This window comes from Halobacteriovorax sp. RT-2-6 (assembly GCF_047085025.1).
Classification (GTDB): domain Bacteria; phylum Bdellovibrionota; class Bacteriovoracia; order Bacteriovoracales; family Bacteriovoracaceae; genus Halobacteriovorax_A.
In genome coordinates, this window is the sequence record NZ_JBKIYH010000002.1 from 271,313 (window position 1) to 291,145 (window position 19,833).

22 protein-coding genes are annotated in these 19,833 nt (G+C 38.7%); 5 read left to right on the top strand and 17 right to left on the bottom strand.

The annotated features are described in order from the left end of the window. Positions 1-26: 26 nt before the first annotated feature. The 8 genes from ACMAYS_RS09810 to ACMAYS_RS09845 all read right to left on the bottom strand — a co-directional run bounded on the left by ACMAYS_RS09810 (position 27) and on the right by ACMAYS_RS09845 (position 8,324). On the bottom strand, positions 27-1,139 hold the full coding sequence (locus tag ACMAYS_RS09810) for a hypothetical protein (RefSeq protein ID WP_392992536.1): 1,113 nt from the start codon (positions 1,137-1,139) through the stop codon (positions 27-29). 120 nt (positions 1,140-1,259) lie between these two features. Further along, complete coding sequence (locus tag ACMAYS_RS09815) at positions 1,260-2,042, bottom strand: hypothetical protein (RefSeq protein ID WP_392992538.1); 783 nt, start codon at positions 2,040-2,042, stop codon at positions 1,260-1,262. 173 nt (positions 2,043-2,215) lie between these two features. Then, the gene (locus tag ACMAYS_RS09820) at positions 2,216-5,335 is read right to left on the bottom strand and encodes an efflux RND transporter permease subunit (RefSeq protein ID WP_412463185.1); all 3,120 of its coding nucleotides are present in this window, start codon (positions 5,333-5,335) and stop codon (positions 2,216-2,218) included. 17 nt (positions 5,336-5,352) lie between these two features. Continuing rightward, positions 5,353-5,808: a hypothetical protein gene (locus tag ACMAYS_RS09825; protein ID WP_412463186.1), complete on the bottom strand. Its 456-nt coding sequence runs from the start codon at positions 5,806-5,808 to the stop codon at positions 5,353-5,355. Beyond that, a complete protein-coding gene (locus ACMAYS_RS09830; RefSeq protein ID WP_412463187.1) occupies positions 5,805-7,028 on the bottom strand; it encodes a TolC family protein in 1,224 nt (407 codons plus the stop codon). The genes ACMAYS_RS09825 and ACMAYS_RS09830 overlap by 4 nt, the downstream gene beginning before the upstream one ends. A gap of 49 nt (positions 7,029-7,077) precedes the next feature. After that, positions 7,078-7,410, bottom strand: coding sequence for a hypothetical protein (locus tag ACMAYS_RS09835; RefSeq protein WP_146037857.1), 333 nt, complete (start codon positions 7,408-7,410; stop codon positions 7,078-7,080). Positions 7,411-7,443: 33 nt separating this feature from the next. Then, the gene (locus ACMAYS_RS09840; protein WP_103218091.1) at positions 7,444-7,773 is read right to left on the bottom strand and encodes a hypothetical protein; all 330 of its coding nucleotides are present in this window, start codon (positions 7,771-7,773) and stop codon (positions 7,444-7,446) included. A 14-nt stretch (positions 7,774-7,787) separates the two neighbouring features. Continuing rightward, positions 7,788-8,324: a DUF924 family protein gene (locus ACMAYS_RS09845; RefSeq protein ID WP_412463188.1), complete on the bottom strand. Its 537-nt coding sequence runs from the start codon at positions 8,322-8,324 to the stop codon at positions 7,788-7,790. 70 nt (positions 8,325-8,394) lie between these two features. On the opposite strand from ACMAYS_RS09845, the gene ACMAYS_RS09850 reads away from it, so the two are divergent. From ACMAYS_RS09850 to ACMAYS_RS09860, 3 genes are all read left to right on the top strand, one after another. Beyond that, complete coding sequence (locus ACMAYS_RS09850; RefSeq protein WP_412463189.1) at positions 8,395-9,162, top strand: hypothetical protein; 768 nt, start codon at positions 8,395-8,397, stop codon at positions 9,160-9,162. 83 nt (positions 9,163-9,245) lie between these two features. After that, the gene (locus tag ACMAYS_RS09855) at positions 9,246-9,851 is read left to right on the top strand and encodes an FKBP-type peptidyl-prolyl cis-trans isomerase (protein WP_412463190.1); all 606 of its coding nucleotides are present in this window, start codon (positions 9,246-9,248) and stop codon (positions 9,849-9,851) included. Positions 9,852-9,976: 125 nt separating this feature from the next. Then, on the top strand, positions 9,977-11,098 hold the full coding sequence (locus ACMAYS_RS09860) for a lipocalin family protein (protein WP_158246875.1): 1,122 nt from the start codon (positions 9,977-9,979) through the stop codon (positions 11,096-11,098). A gap of 30 nt (positions 11,099-11,128) precedes the next feature. On the opposite strand, the gene ACMAYS_RS09865 is transcribed toward ACMAYS_RS09860, so the two are convergent. From ACMAYS_RS09865 to ACMAYS_RS09895, 7 genes are all read right to left on the bottom strand, one after another. Then, positions 11,129-11,533 carry a hypothetical protein gene (locus ACMAYS_RS09865; RefSeq protein WP_412463191.1) on the bottom strand — a complete coding sequence of 135 codons (405 nt, stop codon included), beginning with the start codon at positions 11,531-11,533 and terminating at the stop codon, positions 11,129-11,131. Positions 11,534-11,657: 124 nt separating this feature from the next. After that, complete coding sequence (locus ACMAYS_RS09870) at positions 11,658-11,837, bottom strand: hypothetical protein (protein WP_103218097.1); 180 nt, start codon at positions 11,835-11,837, stop codon at positions 11,658-11,660. A 56-nt stretch (positions 11,838-11,893) separates the two neighbouring features. Further along, positions 11,894-12,217: a hypothetical protein gene (locus ACMAYS_RS09875; protein WP_412463192.1), complete on the bottom strand. Its 324-nt coding sequence runs from the start codon at positions 12,215-12,217 to the stop codon at positions 11,894-11,896. Then, positions 12,207-12,758: a hypothetical protein gene (locus tag ACMAYS_RS09880; protein ID WP_392992550.1), complete on the bottom strand. Its 552-nt coding sequence runs from the start codon at positions 12,756-12,758 to the stop codon at positions 12,207-12,209. Before ACMAYS_RS09880 ends, ACMAYS_RS09875 begins: the two co-directional genes overlap by 11 nt. A 25-nt stretch (positions 12,759-12,783) precedes the next feature. Then, positions 12,784-13,818, bottom strand: a complete 1,035-nt coding sequence (locus tag ACMAYS_RS09885; protein WP_412463193.1) for a fatty acid desaturase family protein — start codon at positions 13,816-13,818, stop codon at positions 12,784-12,786. A 68-nt stretch (positions 13,819-13,886) separates the two neighbouring features. Continuing rightward, complete coding sequence (acs, locus tag ACMAYS_RS09890) at positions 13,887-15,782, bottom strand: acetate--CoA ligase (RefSeq protein ID WP_392992552.1); 1,896 nt, start codon at positions 15,780-15,782, stop codon at positions 13,887-13,889. A gap of 74 nt (positions 15,783-15,856) precedes the next feature. After that, the gene (locus tag ACMAYS_RS09895) at positions 15,857-16,888 is read right to left on the bottom strand and encodes a serine/threonine protein kinase (RefSeq protein ID WP_158246876.1); all 1,032 of its coding nucleotides are present in this window, start codon (positions 16,886-16,888) and stop codon (positions 15,857-15,859) included. 80 nt (positions 16,889-16,968) lie between these two features. Here ACMAYS_RS09895 and ACMAYS_RS09900 point away from each other — a divergent pair, with 80 nt between their 5' ends. Further along, positions 16,969-17,409: a DUF4430 domain-containing protein gene (locus ACMAYS_RS09900; RefSeq protein WP_392992556.1), complete on the top strand. Its 441-nt coding sequence runs from the start codon at positions 16,969-16,971 to the stop codon at positions 17,407-17,409. Between the two features lie 12 nt (positions 17,410-17,421). Here the strand turns inward: ACMAYS_RS09900 and ACMAYS_RS09905 are convergent, their stop codons facing one another. After that, on the bottom strand, positions 17,422-18,909 hold the full coding sequence (locus tag ACMAYS_RS09905; protein ID WP_392992558.1) for a protein adenylyltransferase SelO: 1,488 nt from the start codon (positions 18,907-18,909) through the stop codon (positions 17,422-17,424). A gap of 6 nt (positions 18,910-18,915) precedes the next feature. After that, the gene (locus tag ACMAYS_RS09910; RefSeq protein ID WP_103218105.1) at positions 18,916-19,137 is read right to left on the bottom strand and encodes a SlyX family protein; all 222 of its coding nucleotides are present in this window, start codon (positions 19,135-19,137) and stop codon (positions 18,916-18,918) included. A gap of 137 nt (positions 19,138-19,274) precedes the next feature. Between ACMAYS_RS09910 and ACMAYS_RS09915 the strand changes: the two genes are divergently transcribed. Next, positions 19,275-19,787: a TlpA family protein disulfide reductase gene (locus ACMAYS_RS09915; protein WP_103218106.1), complete on the top strand. Its 513-nt coding sequence runs from the start codon at positions 19,275-19,277 to the stop codon at positions 19,785-19,787. Positions 19,788-19,833 lie beyond the last annotated feature (46 nt).

The following is a 19,833-nucleotide window of genomic DNA, read 5'->3' on the forward strand; positions in this document are numbered from 1 at the left end:
TTTTTATCACATAATTCCTAAGCTGCCTATTGAGTAATACCGCGAATCTGATACTCTTTCGAAGGCTTACGACGGCGATCGTATTCCTTTTGTCCTGGAGAGCGTGAATCATTGTAAATATCCTCAGCTCCATAATAATTACTGATCATACAGACATTAAGAGCTGCGATACGATCGCATTTTGATTTAACAATTCTTTTATAATTGGCCACCGCTTTTTGATTACGGGCCTGTCTTTCTGGTGTTAAGCGGTAGTATTCAACAAAGAGATTTCTGTCCGCTGGATTAATTTCATCTTTGTACACATTGTAAACGAGCTTCTCGCAAGAAACATCCTTAAGCTCACCTTCAATAGCAGGAAAGTGATTCTTTAAAGTTGATGCTGATTGAGAACGGAAACCACCTTGATCATCGTCCCCTGCAAAGAATGAAAGGTTTGAATAAATATCTTCAATCTTAGCTGTTTCATTTTCACACGAGTTAAGCATTTGATCGACTCTTGTTAAAAGTCTCTCTAGATTCTTTTTAGTCACCTCTGCATTTTCATCATCACAAGAAATACACCACTCTCTTTCTGCGAAGTCAGAATTCACATAGAGCATGGTTGCTAAGAGAGTATTTTCAAGTCCACTCATGGCATCAGCATGGGCCGTCGGAATTAATAAATCAAGGACAGTAAACCTACGAGTGGCCTTAACTTTATCCGTTAACTCATTAAACGCCTTATTAAAGTCGAGCTTCTGAAGATCGATAGGACGCTCATTTAAGAGGAACTGGTTTTTAACTAGGGTTTGAATCGAATATTGTAATTTATAATTTCCAACCCTAATGGTAGCAATACCGTTACTAATAGTTGCTGGTGGAAGTTCACCAATTTTGTTCTTCTTTAACCAGCGAAAATACTTATGCTGTTCTTTGATATTTTTAAAGGATTGCGCATAAGACTCTGGATCCTTTCGCCTCTGATTGTAACTATCTGTGATATTCACAAACCTTCGGTAAAAATTCTTTAAAGCGAAGTCTTCAACGATTGCTTCTCCAGAATATTCTTCTTTTTCAACAATCATTTTTGCATGAGATTGGGACACTGTCGCCAAAAGGCCAACAAGTACCAAGAACTTAATAACTGAATTCCTCATAATTATCTCCCATACGCTTAACGGAGTGATTATATCAATTATTAAATATTTATGTCAGAGATCTAAAGATATCAATAAGATAGCAAGGCCATCGACATGGCCTCGCCCTAGTTATGCCAATTAAAATTGTGCTGATAATTGAAAGATAAAAGATGAGCCACACTCGAATTCATCGAGCTGATTGACTCCACAATCCATTGCTGAAACAGAGTAGTCCATTGTGAAAGACCCTTTTTCCGTATTCAATTTGAAGCCCTCTGCTAAATCAAGGCCTTGGGCCGTAAGAGCTGGAGCGATTGCTCTTTCTAAGTTCTCTGCACTAATTGAGATTTGTTTTAGCTTACCAAATAAAGTCTTCTTAACCACTGCTGGTACCACAATATCAATTTCATGCTCTTCAAAGATAATTTGAACTGCTTTTTTAGAGACAACGTTTAATTTCATTTTATTAAGTATTTGCTTAGTAGGAACTCCTTGCGAGATTTCATTACGTGAGCCTTCAACACTAATAACCATGTCGAAGTCACCTTCAATTGTCGACTTTGTTCCAGTAAGAGCATCTCCCTTAACTTCATAGAAGTCCTTACCACGAAGCTCGATCGTAATTTCCATTCCATTTTCAAGGTGATTGAAATTTGTGTTAACAGTCTTAGCTAATTCATTATAGCTTACACCCTTTGCAAGAGCTTCTGTCATGGCCGTCGAACATGATTCAACCTGACCAAGATCTCCTCTCTTTAAAAGAGCTGCCGCCTTAGTAGAGCCGTCTAAGGCACGGGCATAATTTATTGCCGCCTCATTATTTGAAAAGCGACAACTTGATAATCCATCATTAACAGATAATGATGCAAATGCTTGAGTGCTTAATAAAGTGATTGCTGTGGCAATAATAAATTTATTCAATTCAGGCTCCCTGCTACCTTCTTAAAAGATTGGCAATAAAATAGCACATCCAGCAAATCTATCGAGTAATTTGAAAATTTACCAATGGATGTCTTAGATTTAGACGCCTATTTTAAACAAGAAGAAATGGTCTTGAAACTTAAGAATATTCTTAAATTTCAAGACCTTAGAGCTTATTCTGTCTTCATTTGCTCAATAAATAATCGATACAATGAAGGGAGAACGACAAGAGTCAGAAGAGTTGCTGAAATAATCCCTCCAACGACTACTGTCGCTAGCGGTTTTTGAACCTCTGCCCCTAGCCCAGTTGAAAAAATCATCGGTAGGAAACCAAAGATATCCGTTAAGGCCGTCATAAGAACTGGACGAAGTCTAACCATTGTCCCCTCCCTCACAACGTCATCTGGTGATTTTCCATCTGCTAAGAGTCGATTAAAGTAAGTCACAAGAACAACACCATTTAGAATACTAATCCCACACAGAGCGATAAATCCAACACCAGCAGAAATACTAAATGGTAATCCTAAAATCTTTAGTGATAGAACTCCACCGATGAGTGCCATTGGTGCGCATAGAAAAATCAATAAGACTTGGGCGTAGTTTTTAAAGGCCGCATAGAGCATCACTAAAATGAGAAGCAGGGCCAATGGAACCAGAATACTTAGTCTTTCTTTAGCAGAAATAAGATTTTTAAAACTTCCACCCCATTCAATATAGTAACCTTCTGGAAGACTAACTTCTTTTTCAACAATCTCTTTTGCAACTTTAACAAAATTTTCGATATCTCGAGTTTGTGGATTAATAAGAATGGCAAGTCTTCGAGTTGAATTCTCACGATTAATCGATGAGTATGTCTCAGAAAGTTCAATATCTGCGACATCTTTTATTTTAACAGTGTACCCTTCAGAAATCCCCACCGGAAGATTTGAAATTGTTTCCACATCAGATCTCTCATTAGCAGATAAGCGAGTCATGATTGGATACTTCTTAACACCATCATAAATATCACCAACCTTGCTACCACCAATGGCCGTTGAGATAACATCAAGAACAGGTTTGCTACTAACACCTAACTTTGCAAGCTCCTCGAGCTTTGGCGTGTATTGAATCATTGGAGAAAGCCCCTTTGATTCAACTTCAACCTCACCTGCTCCAGGTGTTTTTGCAATGGCTTCAGAAACCTTATTGGCAATCTCTTCTATGACTTTTAAATCTTCCCCGTAAACTTTCGCTGAAACAGATGCCCTTGTTCCTTCAAGTAACTCGTTAAAACGTAGTTCTACTGGTTGAGAGAACATTGCCACTTGAGCTGGAATATTTAAGGCGAGGGCCTTCTTCACTTCCTCCATTAGATCATTCTTATTTTGAATAAGATCACTTTTTGGCCATTCATCAACTGGCTTAAGCATGACATATGAATCCGAAATATTAACCCCCATAGGGTCAGTACTAATCTCACCTGCTCCAGTTCTCCCAAAAACTGTTTCGACTTGTGGAAATTCTTTGATGACATCTTCACTTAATCTTTGAAGATGGATGGAATTTTCAATGTTGATATTTGCAGGGCGAATAAACTGAACCGCAAAGTCCCCCTCATCTAATTGAGGAATAAACTCAGATCCTAGGCCCATAAAAAGAACTCCCCCCAGAGCAATAGCAGATACGCCAAAGCCAAGGACAGTCTTTTTAAACTTAAGGGCCAATTCTAAAATTGGAGCAAAAGCTTGCTTGGCAAGAAGCATGATCTTAGGTTCACGATCTTTAGTATTTGAATTTAAGAATGTTGCGGCCAATGCTGGTACTAAAGTAAAAGATAGAACGAGGGCCGAACCAAGGGCCATAATGAAAGTTGTCGCCATTGGACCAAACATCTTCCCTTCAACTCCAGTTAGGGCAAATAGAGGGATGAAAACAGTAATGACAATGATCTCACCGAAGCCTGCGGCAGAACGAATTTCTATTGCACTTTCTACAACAAGATCTTTGATTTCAGCGCGTGTTAAGGCGCGCCCAATTTCCTTTGTTCTCTTTTGTAAGCGGTGGACACAATTTTCAATAACAATAACGGCACCGTCAACAATGATCCCAAAGTCCAGAGCACCAAGGCTCATTAAGTTTCCTGAAACATTCTGCCAGCGCATTAGAATGAAAGTAATTAAAAGAGATATTGGAATGGTAGCAGCAACAATAATTGCGGCCCTAATATTCCCCACAAGTAGCATGAGAAAGGCCATCACAAGTCCGGCCCCTACAATTAGGTTATGCTCAACTGTACTTAAGGTAGCATTAACCATATTCGAACGATTATAAACGATTTCGAGATTTACCCATGAAGGAAGATCCTTTTTAATCTCGTTGATACGCTCTTCAAGCCTAGTTGAGACTGCACGCGAGTTTTCCCCAAGAAGCATGAAGGCCGTGCCTATGACAACTTCTTTTCCATTATGAGTTGCAGCTCCTGTGCGAATCTCTTTATCAAACTTAACAACGGCCACATCCTTTACACGGATGATATCAAGAGAACCAAGGCGTTTGATAACAATATTTTCGATATCAGAGATATTCTTTAAAAGACCAACACCGCGAACAAGAAGTTGCTCACCAGTTTGAGGAATATAGCCTCCCCCAACATTCTGGTTCGTACTCTCAATGGCGTTTTCAATATCATCAAAGTGAATTCCAAAACGGGCCATTTTATTAATATCTGGTTGGATGAAATATTGCTTCTCATAACCACCAATTGTATTAACTTCTGTCACACCTTTAACAGTTAGAAGTCTTGGCTTGATCAACCAATCTTGGATTGAGCGAAGCTCCATAAGCTTCAGCATCTCCTCTTCTTCAGTTTTTACTTCTCCCTTAAAACTTAAGGAGTAGTGAAAGATCTCTCCAAGGCCCGTACTGATTGGCCCCATCTCTGGCATCATTCCTATAGGAAGATCGATATTAACAAGTTTTTCAGAAGTAAGTTGTCTGGCGCGATAGATATCCACATCATCACTAAAGATGACAGTAACCTGAGAGATTCCGTATTTAGAAACTGAGCGGGTTTGCTCAACACCAGGCATTCCCGTTAAAGCTGACTCAATTGGAAACGTTACCATTCTTTCAATTTCTTCAGGAGTTAGCCCTTCAACAGGAGTATTAACCTGCACCTGGGTATTTGTGATATCTGGAACAGCATCAATTGATAATTTATCAAAAGAGTAAATACCGCCAATGATGAGAATTGCTGTGGCAATAAAAACAAAGAGACGGTTATGAACACTGAATTCAATTATTTTATTCATCATGATTCTTGCTCCCGTCCTTAATGTGCGTGGCCATATTCAGACTCATCTGTTGAGAAGATATCTGAAACGCGAAGAAGACCAATTCCGCTAACAACAATTTCATCCCCTTTAGTGAATGCTCCAGTCAGCTCATGCTCGTCTATTAACTTAAAGAAGCCAGCTCTTTTACGATAAAGCGCACGCTCTTTTCCAACCACAACGTAGGCACTATCTGGGATATTTACAAATCCCTTTGTGTACGTAGTTGTTTTAATAGCAAGTCTCTTCTGCGCTTCATTAGACAACTGAAAACCGTGCCTTTCATCAACTTTCGTGATGGCCTTGCCTTCACCAGTTTTCTCTTCCCCGTGTCCATGATGATCGTCGTGGTCAGAATGTTCCTCATGCTTGTGTTCGTCATGCTTGTGTTCGTCATGATGAGATTCACAACCAACTAAACCGATCAGTAATATTATTAAGAATATTTTTTTCATATTTGTTCCTCTAGGATTGTTCCTCTTAGTAAATAGATATTCCATAAAGCTTCGACTGCTCCCATTTCGTAGTCGTTTCGCCTAATGGAAAAGTCCACCATTTGCCTGTGGGCCTCAATAATTAGCGATGTTGAAATCACACCGCGATCAAAGAGCTTTTCTATTCTCTTATGCTTCTTTTCTAAGACCGCCTGAGAAATCATTTTCTTGTAAACTGATTTGTAACGTTGATATTTTTGAATCCAATTCCTAAGATCGATTTGAAGATCAAGCTCATCGTAGCGAATTTGGTACTCACCCTTTTTAACTGCGGCCATCCCCTTGGCCTTTGCTCCATCATTTGTATTAAATACTGGTAAGTCAAAAGTAAGGCTTAGACCAAAGGCATGCTCTTTCTCATCATCAACTTTGGAGTATTCATACATCGGGCCAATTCTGAGATCACTATAAGCATTAGACTTGGCGACATCGTACTCAGCTTTTGCAACAGCAAGTTGTGCGAGTCCTTTCTTATAGTCAGTGCTATCTTTTAACTCTAATGACTTAAGGTTTATCTTCTTAAATTGGAACAACTCAGGAAGAGCACTTTTTGTGACGACACAATTCTTTCCCGCATTCAATTTCAGATGAACTTGGAGTTTAGACTTTTCAGCATGTAATTCAGATAGCCTGATATAGTAATCATCCATGGCAAAAGAAAGTGTTTCATACTCAACCTCTTGGCTTGGCGAAAGCGCTTTCCTAATCTTGCTCTTTTTATCAAGAACTTTCTTTAGAGAATCGTATGACTCTTGATAGACAGGTATAAGTTCTTGAACTTGTCTAAGGCGATACATATTTAGAATATTTTCTAAAACAACCTTTTCCTTTTCACCTTTGGACTCAAGACTTCCAAGCTCTTTCATTCTCTGGGCCCACGTCTTACGCGATCCCCTCTTGCCCCCTAACTCAAAAGTTTGAGTGACTTTAATCATCGAGGAAATCTCATTTTTTCCAGGCGTGACAATTTCTGTTTCAACCTCAGGGTTATAAACCTGATTGGCCGAATTGATTTCACCATCAAGCATCTCCTCATTGGCCTTTGCCAAGAGATTCACTTGATGATTCGATTTAATTTGCTTCAAAAATTCATTGGCATCTGTGATACGACAACTCTGTCCATAGGTATTTATGCCCATGCACAAAGCGAGAATCACGATGCTACTTCGACTAGTATTCATCGCATTAATCCTTTAAAAATAAGAATGTTAAAACTTTAAATTTGTAATGTTACGATAAAGAAGGTGGCTTCTTTGCCGGGTCGAGGTATGGGGATTTGAAGAAATCCAATCTTGGTGTTTGTGTGATATTAATTTCAATTAGAGGTAATTTAATTTCGACAGTATGTTCGAGATTGGCCAAGAAGTGAAGACCTGTACAATGAATATGACAGTGGTCAGAACCGCTGTCGTGATCGTCGCAATGATCTGGATGGTCCAATTTAGATTTTTCGACTTTGGTACTCTCCATATTATTTACAGACAATTTAATTTCATGGGCCTCATGAGTGAAGCTCACAAAAATCATAAAGACTGTGAATAGTGAAAGTAGAATTCGCATCATGAGTAAAATACTAACATGCTCAGATATTGGAGTCTAGCCTCCAATCTGTTTCCACTTTAAATTATTTTTATCGAAGTGCGCCTTAACTTGATCAAGCTTTTCACCGTGAACTTCAATATAGTCGTTCTTAAAAGCGCCACCAACCCCTAGAGACTTCTTTAAATCTTTCGCAAGTTTCTGACACCACTTCTTATTTGCTGGAAGATCACTTATTTCAACGATTGCTCTTCCTTTTCCAGAAGTAAGCCTTCTAATTTTAAGAACAAGTTCAGACTCGTTAACTTCTTCATTAGAATTATTTTTACTATTTTTTTTTCTTAAATCACCGGCCTCATCAGACCATACTAGTTTTGCATCTTTCATTCTTTAATCATAACTTAGAAACTAGAATTTGGCATTTTCAAAAATTCAATCTCTTCTGGTGTTGACTCTCGACCAAGAACTCCATTGCGATGTGGATAGCGGCCAAAGCGCTCAATGATGGCCATATGCTGATGCATATATTGAAGGGCCATGTCGTTATCTAATTTTTCAAATAGTTTCAATCCCTCTTTTTGAATGGTAAGAGATTCACTGTGCATATAGGGCATGTAGAGAAAGTGTTTCTTTCTAGTCGTAAAACCTTCATCGGCTTTTTGGAGGATTGCCTCTTGGGCCAAGACCAAGGCCATATCATCACTTGCAAAGGAGCGTGCATCACCACGATAGATATTACGAGAAAATTGATCGAGGATAATAATTTCGGCCAAACGACCCAGATGCTCCTCCCTCCATTCAAATAACTCTCCTTTTGCTGCCTTTGTATGAAGTCTGCCAAAGCGCTCTTCAATCTCGCGATCAATTCGAGCATCTTTCATCCACTTTTGCTCTTCAGTAAGCTCATCAAACCAAAAATCAAGTACTTCGTGATACATAAACTCTCCTACTTAATGAAAAATTACCCGATATCTTGTTCAAAATTTGAAATCTAGGTAGAACCTTGTCATGAAACAATTAATCCTTCTAGCGTGTTTATTTACATTAACAAAATCAGTCTTTGCGGCCGTTAGCAAGGATGAGTATGAGCAAGTAAAAACTGCTCTTTACCAAGCTTATAGTGAACTTGCCCCGTCACAAAATGAAGTTTTACAAATTAACTTACCAATTGCAGGTTTACCTGATTCGTATTGGTGGGATATTGATATGATCCATGCCTCATATGTTCAGGCCACAAATCAAGAAGATCAAATTGAACACCGTATTTACTTAATGGGTGGCTTTGGTCGACTTGCTGGAATGACTCCTGACGGGCTGGCCCTAACGGCATGTCACGAGATCGGACACGGTATCGGTGGAGCTCCAAAGAAAGATGATCCAATGAATATGGGCTATCACTCTTCAATGGAAGGTCAATCTGATTACTTTGCAACAAAAGACTGCTTGGCGATCGTCTTTAAATACCTTCCAGAATTACGTGAAGTAAAAGAGAAATCAATCTACAAAGATCTATGCTCAAAACAAGATAAGCATGAGTACTTTACTTGTCTAAGACTTCTAACTGCTATGGAAGCAGATCAGGCTTTCTTTAAAAGCAATGGTGATGAAGTAAGTTTTGCGACATACTCTTCAAATGTAGCGACTGAGCTAAATACTGCCCCGTCATTTTATCCTAGTGCCCAATGTCGTTTTGATACGATGATTAACGGAATCTTAGACCTAGAGCGTCCAGAATGTTGGTACCCAGGTGGCGAGAAAAACGGAACATTGCGCTAAATACCTCCTATTTTTCGACATGTTCTCTATTAAATGCTAAGGTGCCCACTATTAGTAGAATTTAACCAAACAAAGGGTATTTAATGGAAACTCATATGGAAAAAGTAAGCTACATTATCGGTCGCCAAATTGGATCTGATTTTGTTGCACAAGGAATGGAAATCAATGCTGAAATTTTCGCAAATGCTGTAGCATCTGCAATGAAAGGTGAAGCAAGCCAACTATCACCAGAAGAAACTCAAAAAACAATGACTGAGTTCCAAGAGCACATGGCAAGACAACTTGCTGAAGCAGCGAACAAGCTAGCTGAAGAAGGTCGTGCATACCTTGAAACTAATAAAGCAGCCGAAGGTGTATCAACAACAGCTTCAGGTCTACAATATAAAGTTCTAGAAGCAGGTTCAGGAGCAACTCCAACTGCAGAGTCTACTGTAGAAGTTCACTACGAAGGTAAACTAATTGATGGAACTGTTTTTGATTCTTCATACCAAAGAGGACAAACAATTCAATTCCCTGTTGGTGGTGTAATTAAGGGTTGGACAGAAGCTCTTCAACTGATGAAAGAGGGAGACTCTTGGGAACTAACAATCCCATCTGAGCTTGCTTACGGTGAGCACGGTGCAGGAGCAAAGATTCCTCCACACTCAACTCTTATTTTCAAAGTACAACTTATCAAAGCAAACGTATAAGTTTCATAGGGGCCAAGTCATTGGCCCTTTTTTCTTAACTCTCTCATAACCTTTCTTAACCAAACTTAAACTTCTAAATTGTTAATAAAAAGCTACATTTCCATCCATAACTTATGGGAGGATTCATGAAAAAAGTATTAATCTTTTTGGCAACACTACCATTTTTCTTTAATACTGCTCTTGCAGAAAGAAAAAGCGGAGAAGAAGTAAAATTATCAACAACAGAGACAGTCGGTGCAATGAAGCACACAAAACGTTTTAGAAATTTCTTAAGCGCGGCCAAAATTGCAGGCCTTGATGATATCGTAACAATCGATCACCCGATCACTATCTTTGCACCGAATGATGCAGCATTTGCTAAGTTACCACCTGAAACAGTTGAGTACCTTCTAGCAAATCCACTTGAGCTAAGAAAGCTTTTACTTTATCACATTGGATATGGCCGCCATGAAAAAAGCGATCTTAGACAAAAGAAAGAAGTTAAGACATTCCACGGAAGAGTTATTCTTGTGGATCAAGACAGCGAAGAGTTTATCCTAAACTCAAGTACACTACGTCTTGGAACATTAAAGAAACACGATAGAAATATCATTGTTCATGAAATCAATGAAGTATTACTTCCTTCTGAAGAGCTTCCTGCAAACAACTTCCAAACAGTTGAGTATGTTGACCTATCTCGCTACCTTGGTACTTGGTACCAACAAGGTGCATATGACGCCTTCTTTAACCTAAGATGTCAGGGAACAAAAGCAGAGTATAAGCTTAAGCACAACCGCATTAGAGTTAAAAACTCATGTCAGCTAGTTAATGGTGAAGAAAAAGTTGATAAAGCTTATGCAAAAGTAGTGGATAAGATTTCAAATGCAAAACTTAAGGTTAGCTTTGTTCCTCTACTTGGATACTTTGGTGTTGGCGCTGGCGACTACCAAATCATCCACCTCGATGAAGAATATACTGAAGCTATCGTAGCTGATAGAAATAGAAATACGCTCTTCATTTTGACTCGTGACAGAGAAATTGCTGAGTCAAAATATGAAGAATTAGTACAAATTGCTGTAAATCAAGGTTTTAGACCGGAGTATATTAAGAGAACTCCAGTATATGAAGTTGTTGAGCCTGCTGAGCCAACTGAACCGACAGTAGAACCAACTGAGCCTAATGATCATACAGATGGTGACAATCATGACGGTGATCATGATGGGGATATTGTAATTACAGATCCAGTTGAGACTGAAGTAATATTTTAGAAAAAAGAAGGGCCAGATTCTGGCCCTTTTTTATTGAACTCTTACAAGATTTTTACAAACGATGATATTTCTCTCTTTCTTTGGGAAATGGGGAAAGAGATTATATTTTGAATCAAGAGAATCAACCATGAATTTACCATTCTTTTGTTTCTCTAAAACAAGATCATTAAAGCCTGTGAATTCGTCATCATGAAACCAACGAGTCTCAATCCCTGTATACTGACGATAGAGTCTAAACTCATCTGACTTATCTGTTTCTAGCTCGCCTTCAAGCACAAGAGACTTATCTCCTTTTTCAACAGTCGCACGACAGTATCCATCTTCACATTCAATACTAACGGCACAGCCACTAGAGCTCTCATAATTGCCTTCTAATTTTGCGGCAAAAGAATTAAGTGAAACTAGCGCAAGTAATGTTACTAAAGTAATTTTCATTGTGAACCTCATAATTTTTTTTTGAATCTAACAGAAATCAAATTCAAATCATATGAAGTGAGTAAGAAATATTATGGTGATTAGATTTTAAACAAGGGGGCAACGCCCCCTTAAGTAACTGTAATTATAGGGAATACATTTGAACAATGATTACCGCAAAAAAGATTGCTAGAAAAAGGCCCACACAGAAATAGAATCCCCAGACACTTCCCTGCTCTTCATCATTATTATAGTGTTGTTTAACCTTACCTTCATAATCGTATTTCTTTACTTCGACAGAAGTATCTACTGATGTGTTTTCCATACATCCTCCATTGGATTTAAATCAAAAAAATAAAAAATAAAAAGTTATAAATTGATCTAAGACAATGGTGGACTGAGTCCAGAATGAATTCCTTGATAGAATTTTGAATCGAGATTGATATAAGGTAATGAAAAGTGACCAAAGACAGAAATAACTAAATCACTTTCATCATTTTTTAAATGAGAATAATCATCAGGAAAGTCTTCCAAAGACTTGAGCTCTGGCGCCCTTGTTCGATTTTCGATAGAAGAGCTAGTCTCATGATTAAAGTCTAAGAATATTTTTGCACTATCCTCAACATCAATTTTAGTTGAAGATGCACTTGCGATACTTCCAAGAAAGAAGATCCAGCTAAATAGAAGTATTTGCTTAATTTTCAAAGCGCCATAGTCCTCTAACATTTGTTACGCCATTTACGCGCCACTTATCTTTCTTCATTAAGCTGAAAATAACTTCAACTGGCTTAAGCTCATATTGGCCTTCATTGATATTTTTCAAAATAATTGCATTTGTTTCCGCACGATTGGAAACAAGTGGTGGCCTAGTTAATTTCAATAAGGCAATTTGCATATCAAATTTATTATCAAACTCTGGAACAATAATGACAGTTCTTACTGTCGCTCGATTTCCTTCAACTTTGACATCAACCACTTTGAAAGACAGTAAACCTTGAATAGCAGAAAGAACCTCTTTCTTTGTCTTCTTGATATTCTTTTCCCAAGCAACGACATCATTTACGAAACCGCGATAGTCTGCAATCTGCTGCTGACTACCAAAACCAGGGTCGTAGTAATTAAAAGTTTCTTCAAAATTCGCTGAAAAAGTTTCTCTAATAACAGTTTCAACTGTTTGTTCAGGAGTAGGCTTAGAGCAGCTTACGAGTGAAGAAATTAAAATTAGTAGAATTACAAATCGTTTCATTCTAACAGTATACACGCTGGCCTAATTATGGCCTAATCATTTCTTTGTCAAATCTTTGTATTGAGAGAGAAGTCACTAAAACATGGAAAATACTAGAATAAGTATTACTTTTATAAATATGATCCGCAGGAAGTTTCTCCATTAACTCTTTATGGGCAGCTGCTAAATTCGTATACGGCAGCTCTGGAAAGAGGTGGTGAATAGCATGATAATTAAGTCCATTAACAAAGATGAAAAATGAACTTAATCCAGACTCAATTGTCACTGTATCAAGTAAATGCTCCTCCCATGTCATCGGAACAAGACTCTCGTTCGTATAGAGATGATTAAAGAGTGCTCGATACATATTCAGCGTCGAAGAAATCACAACGATTGAAAACCAAATCCATATCGTCTGCAAAGGAAGAACTTCCAGGAAAATCAATAGTCCAATTGCAACTTTATAAAGTACACACATAAGATCATTTCTTACCATGCGAGCAATATCTTTTTTTTCATTTCTTATTGGCCTTTTATAGTCCATCGAAAATGCAAGTGTTGAAATATTCTGATAGACCCATTTCTTTTGTTCTGTATTTAAAAAGATATATGTCAGAGGGAGAATTCCAAAACGGATGACTTGAATGATTGGTAAAGCAACTGAAGCTAAGAACGGCCTTGTTAAGGTTAGGAATCGAAACTCAGAAATATACTTATATTCAGGGTCTCTTTCAGTGCCATATGTTTTCTTACCATGGTGAAAAAGATGGGCATCTCCAAGATAGACAGGATAAGCATTAGGCCATCCAAACAGGATATTAAAGGCTGTACGATAGCCTTTTACCTTCTTTGCAATATGACTTACTTCATGGACTAAGATCGTTCCACGATAGATAAAGAAGATAGCAAGAATGAATGTGAAGATATTAAAGTGAAAACAAGTATAAAAGAAAGCACTCCATCCAATTAGAGCATTAGAAAGAAGGTCAAACCAAATCCTACCTTTTTTTAAGGCATGATGGTTCTTTAAGATCTCCTTCATTAAATGAATGTCATCTCTTTTGATAGTTGTCTCTCTCATTATACTTTTCTAGCACATAAGAGAGACATACATAATATAAGAATTGAAAACTTAACTTAAATTAAGTGCTACTTCACACCATTTTTAATTTCTTCAACCACTGATGGATCAAGAAGTGTTGAAGTATCGCCAAAGTTATTGAAGTCATGGGCCGCAATCTTTCTAAGTATTCGACGCATAATTTTTCCAGAGCGAGTTTTTGGAAGTCCTGGAACAATTTGAATTTTATCTGGGCGAGCAACAGCACCGATTTCTTTTACAACAGTTGCGTTAATAAGCTTTGTTACCTCGGCCTCGTCAGTAAGATTAGTTACAACGTATGCGTAGATCCCCTCACCTTTAACGTCATGTGGAAAACCGACAACAGCACTTTCAGCGATGGCATGATTCTTACCAATAGCATTTTCAATTTCGGCCGTTCCAAAGCGGTGTCCTGAAACATTGATAACATCGTCAACACGTCCAGTGATTCTAAAATATCCTTCAACATCACGTTTTGCGCCATCACCTGAAAAGTAATAGCCTTTGTACGTTCTGAGATAAGCATTCATAAAACGCTCATGATTCTTGTAAACCGTACGTAACATTCCTGGCCACGGATACTTAATACAAAGCTTTCCTTCGGCCATTGTTTCACCAATTTCATGCCCATTATCATCAACTAACACTGGAACGATTCCTGGAAGAGGAAGAGTTGCCTTACATGGTTTTGTTTTCGTAAGCCCTGCAAGTGGAGAGATTAAAATCCCACCAGTTTCAGTCTGCCACCAAGTATCAACAATTGGGCATTTCTTCTTTCCAATAAATTCATTATACCAATGCCAAGCTTCCGCATTAATTGGCTCACCAACTGAACCTAGAACCTTAAGAGTTGAAAGATCATACTTAGCAGGTACATCATCTCCCGCGGCCATAAGGGCACGAACCGCAGTTGGTGCTGTATAGAAATGTGTTACCTTATTCTTTTCAACAATGTCCCAAAAACGTCCCGCATCTGGATATGTTGGAACACCTTCAAACATCATTGTTGTGGCGCCGTTTAGAAGTGGCCCATAAGTAATATAAGTGTGACCAGTGATCCAACCAATATCGGCAGTACACCAGTACATATCATTTTCTTCTACCTGAAAAACGTTTGCAAAAGTATATGCTGCCCAAACCATATACCCAGCTTGAGTATGAAGAACTCCCTTAGGTGTTCCTGTTGAACCAGAAGTATAAAGAATGAATAATGGATCTTCGGCATCATGCTGAGGTGCCTCGTGTTTGTCTGATGCTTTATCAAAAACATCATGCCACCAAATATCGCGTCCCTCTTTCATGGCCACTTCATTTCCAGCGCGCTTATGAACGATGACAGTTTTTACACTCTTACATGCACTATCTTCTAGGGCCTCATCAACAATAGGCTTAAGCTCTGTCACTTTCGTTCCGCGAAGTCCCCCATCGTTAGTGACAAGAACACTACACTGAGCATCTTCAACTCTTCCAGCAAGTGCTTGTGCAGAAAATCCACCGAAGACAACTGAGTGGATGGCACCAATTCTTGCACAGGCAAGAACAGTAAACATAAGCTCTGGAACCATCGACATATAAATACAAACGCGATCCCCTTTTTTTACGCCAAGCCCTTCTAGCATATTTGCAGTTTTACAAACTTGAGCGTGAAGTTCTTTATATGTAAATTCTTGATTGGCCTCATTTGGATCGTTGGCCACAAAGACCATCGCTTTCTTATCACCCTTCGTTGCAAGATGGCGATCAAGACAATTTTCTGTGATATTTAATTTTGCTCCATGGAACCAACGGATATCTCCGTCTTTAAAATTACCTAGAGTTACTTCATCCCACTTCTTAGAAAATTTAAAATTTTCTGCAATAGATCCCCAGTATTCTGTTGGATTATTTTTGGCCTGCTCATAGGCAGCTTCATATTCTTCGAAAGTCTTTAAACGAATATCCATATTCATTACCTCGCTAAATTACTTATTAATTTTTTATGTCAGAGGTAAATTTTCTCGCAACTTTTAAGATACGTCTAGTACTGGTAAGGATTCTTAACTTCTATTATCTTAGATAGTAAGGCCCTTAAATCATTCATCTGCCCATACCAGTAATTTGGCGATTCAAAATAGCCAAAAGTATACTTAAATGAAGGGTCATCCCAGCGCTTTGCTATCCAGGCACTAAAGTGAATTAGCCTTAATGCACGAAGAGAAGGAATGAGCTTTAGTTGCTCGTATGGAAATGAGCGAATGCTATCGTAGGCTTCTAGAAAGATATTACGATCAATGACAGACTGTTGGTCATCCCCAGGGCAAATAGGCCAAACATCTTGAACCACTGGGCCCATTACCATATCGTCAAAATCAACAAAGAATGAGTCATCACCTCTTAAGATGATATTACCCTTATGAAAGTCTCCGTGAACTCTTTGATAACTTACATTTTCAAAAAGTGGTTTTGATTCAGCAATGATTTGTTCGCAAATTGTAATGAAGTGCTCGCGAATATCAGTTGGAATATAATTTGTCGAAGCTAAGAACTTTAAGTTAGCGACTCCATACGTCTCAGGAGTAAGCTTAATTCTGTGGTCAGCACTTTTTAAGGCACCAACACTGTGAATACGAGCAAGTGAGCGGCCCATAATTTCAAGCTGCTCGATATTCATCTCTTCAGGGTTTCGTCCCCCTCTCTTTTCATAGAGACAATAGAAAATTTTGTGGTTCGGCATTTCAAAGATAGTTGTGCCGTCAATTTTAAGTGGAGCAATTACAGGAATCTCCGCATCATCTAGATCCTTTATGAAGTCATGCTCATCAATGATCTGATCTTTCGTCCAGCGTCCAGGACGGTAGAACTTGGCCACAATGAAATTATCACTTGGAGACTTAATCTCTGCTTCTGGGCGATCCACCTCAATCTCATAAACGCGGTTTTCAATACTATTTAGTGGTAGGCAGCGCCCTGTTGTCTTAAAACCGACAGCATCAATAGCGTCTAGAATGGCCTCTGGATTCAATTGGAAGAAATATTGGGTTTCTTCACTACCCCATACATAATCAGTCATGTAAAAAATCATATGCTTGCGCACAGTGCCATGGCAATGAAAACCTAGGGTGTTAGAAAGCCTTATACTTAGGAGAGATTATGTACAAATTTGCACTTTTAGCACTTATTTCAACTTTTAGCTTTGCCGCAACTTTTGAATTTGTTGGCCCTTGTAAAAGAGGAGCTCTTTTTAAGACTGAGATGCAGCTTAAAAAAGGTTCAACTGTAGGAAGTGCTACGATTGATCTTCTCAATAATTTTGGTATTGCTTATAAAGGAACTCAAAGAGCAATGAACTCGATCTTTGATACGCCAACAGGACTTGATGCCATGGAAGTCTTAAGTGATACACAAATGAATGCTCACGGTTGGTGCTATTCTGTTAATGGCCAAAGCCCAGAAGTATATCCAGATGAAGTTCCACTAGGAAATGGTGATCATGTGATGTGGTGGTTTGGTTATGCTCACTACGATAGTGGAGAATGGCTAACTCAGTGTGAACCAACTTGGATGCGTGCACCTTCTCAGTTTTGTAACTAAGAAGGTTCCCCACTAGCTCGAACAACTTAATGTCGAGCAACCTGGCCTTGATGTGGACCAATCAGGTGCCTTAACAAGAAAAGGTCTTGTGAATTCATTTAACTCATATGGATTAGCAATGGCCTTTTCAAGATTTCTAAGAGATGTCTCATCCCCTTTTTCTAAATCATCTAAAACCATCTGCACAATATAGTTACGCGGAATAAAAGCAGGATTCACTTCATTCATAATTCCAAATGCAATCATAGGATCAATTCTTTGAAGTTTCTGCTCTCTTTGCCATTTAGTGACCCAAGTATTAATTCGTGTAAGATCTGCATCACTTAAGCTTTTATAGAAAGCATCTTGCCAAGAAATATCCTTGCCTTCCATCACACTCATAAGAGTACGGTAGAAAAGAGTCATATCGGCCTGTAGCTCATATTTTAAATCAAAGAGCTCATCGATAAATTCTCGAGAACAAGTTTTAAGTCCTAGTTTCTTTGCCACACTCTCCTGATAGAAGCTGTGAAAATACTCAGGGTATTGATCTAGAGCTTCATCTAAACTTTCAAGGCAAACTGCTTGCAGGGCCTCTTTAAGCTGAGCAAGATTCCAATATGCAATACTTACTTGATTAATAAAACGGTAGCGTCTTTCTCTAAAGTCCGTCGTATTTGGCGTCCAATTTGGATCGAAGCGATCAAGCCAACCATACGGCCCGTAATCAATTGTTAGTCCTAACATTGAAAGGTTATCAGTATTCATGACACCGTGGACGAAGCCCACACGCATCCACTCACTCATAAGAAATGCACTTCTGCGCACAACTTCTTTAAACATTTGGGCAATGCTCATGCCTGGAAAGTAATTATCAATCGTAAAGTTTACGAGCTCAGTCAACTCTTCTAATTCGTGATTGGCCGCATGGATCTGATAGTGCCCAAAGCGAAGAAAGCTAGGAGCAACTCTTGTGCAAATAGCACCTTTTTCATAAGCAGCATTTCCATCATAGAACATATCACGTAAGACTTGTTCACCTGTTTCAACAAGACATAGTGCTCTGGTTGTTGGAACACCCAAATTATACATGGCCTCCGAACAAATATACTCTCTTAAAGATGAGCGAAGAACTGCCTTACCATCGGCACCTCTTGAATAAGGAGTCAGACCTGCTCCTTTTAATTGTACTTCAAGTCCTTCATAAAGACCTAAAGTCATGGCACGGCCATCACCTAGCTGGCCGGCCCAGTGACCAAATTGATGACCACCATAGCGAGTTGCAATTGGAGCTGGATTATATGATTCTTGGTTGCCACTTAGCAGAGAAAGCCAAGATGACTTATGTTCTTCAGTTATTCCCATGGCCCTAGCAAGATCGCCAGACCAGCAAAGCTCTTTAGGAGCTGGAGATTTTTCTGGTGTGACACGACTAAAGTGTGCACCAGGAGTTTGTTGTGGACGACCTGTGAGATTTTTAAACTCACGTAGTCCTTTATATGCAGTTTCTAACTTAATCATAGTTACCTAATAATGTGGTGGCTTGAAATCCCTAAGATTATCAAGTGTCAATTGCTCTGCAGAATCCTCTCCTTGATTAGCAAGGAGGTTCCTAATATGTGTGACAAGTTCATCAATGATAAATTCTTGTTTCGTGACAACTTCGTTTAGTTGGCCAAGTAAATGATCTTGGTGACAAAACTTTTCTTCTAATGCGATTATTTTCTTTTCAAGTTCTTCATTATTCATGTCTATAAAATACTACATTACTCAAGTAGCGTCCATTTCTTAGTCGATGAATACTGTAGTTTTGGGCGCTTACAGACGTCAAAAATATTAGGATTTTATTAATAACTCCCCTTCCTTTACATGGTACAATTACTGCCATGAAAAAGAAGTGGAATATTGCCACAAATTTCATCTCCATCCTTCTTATTGGGTTTATTATTTACAAGCAGGCACCTGCTGTACTCAATAACTTTAAAAAAGAAGGAAGCACTCTTACTCCACAAGAGTATGTTGACCTTCGCACAAATCAAAAAGTCGATTTCCCTAGTAAGGATTTAAGAGATAGAAGCCTTGCTATCTTTTGGGCGACATGGTGCGCTCCTTGTAAAGTGGAAATGAAACGACTTCATCAATCTGTTTTGGAGGGCAAGCTCTCGCCAGATCAGATCTATGCCATCAACTCATTTGAAAATGAATCAACAATCAGAAGATTTATCGGTCAATCTCCATACGAGTTTCGCTTTATCTCTTCACCTTACGCAGTAAAAACTCTTGATGTAAAATCAACACCGACAACAATTCTACTTGAAGGCCCACACGTTAGTTCCATGAGTTCAGGATTAAGCTTTATTGGTATTTGGCGCGCAGAGCAATACCTTGCTAAGAAGTAGAATTCTCGACAAATAGTTCCTCACTAGCTACTATTAACAATACTTT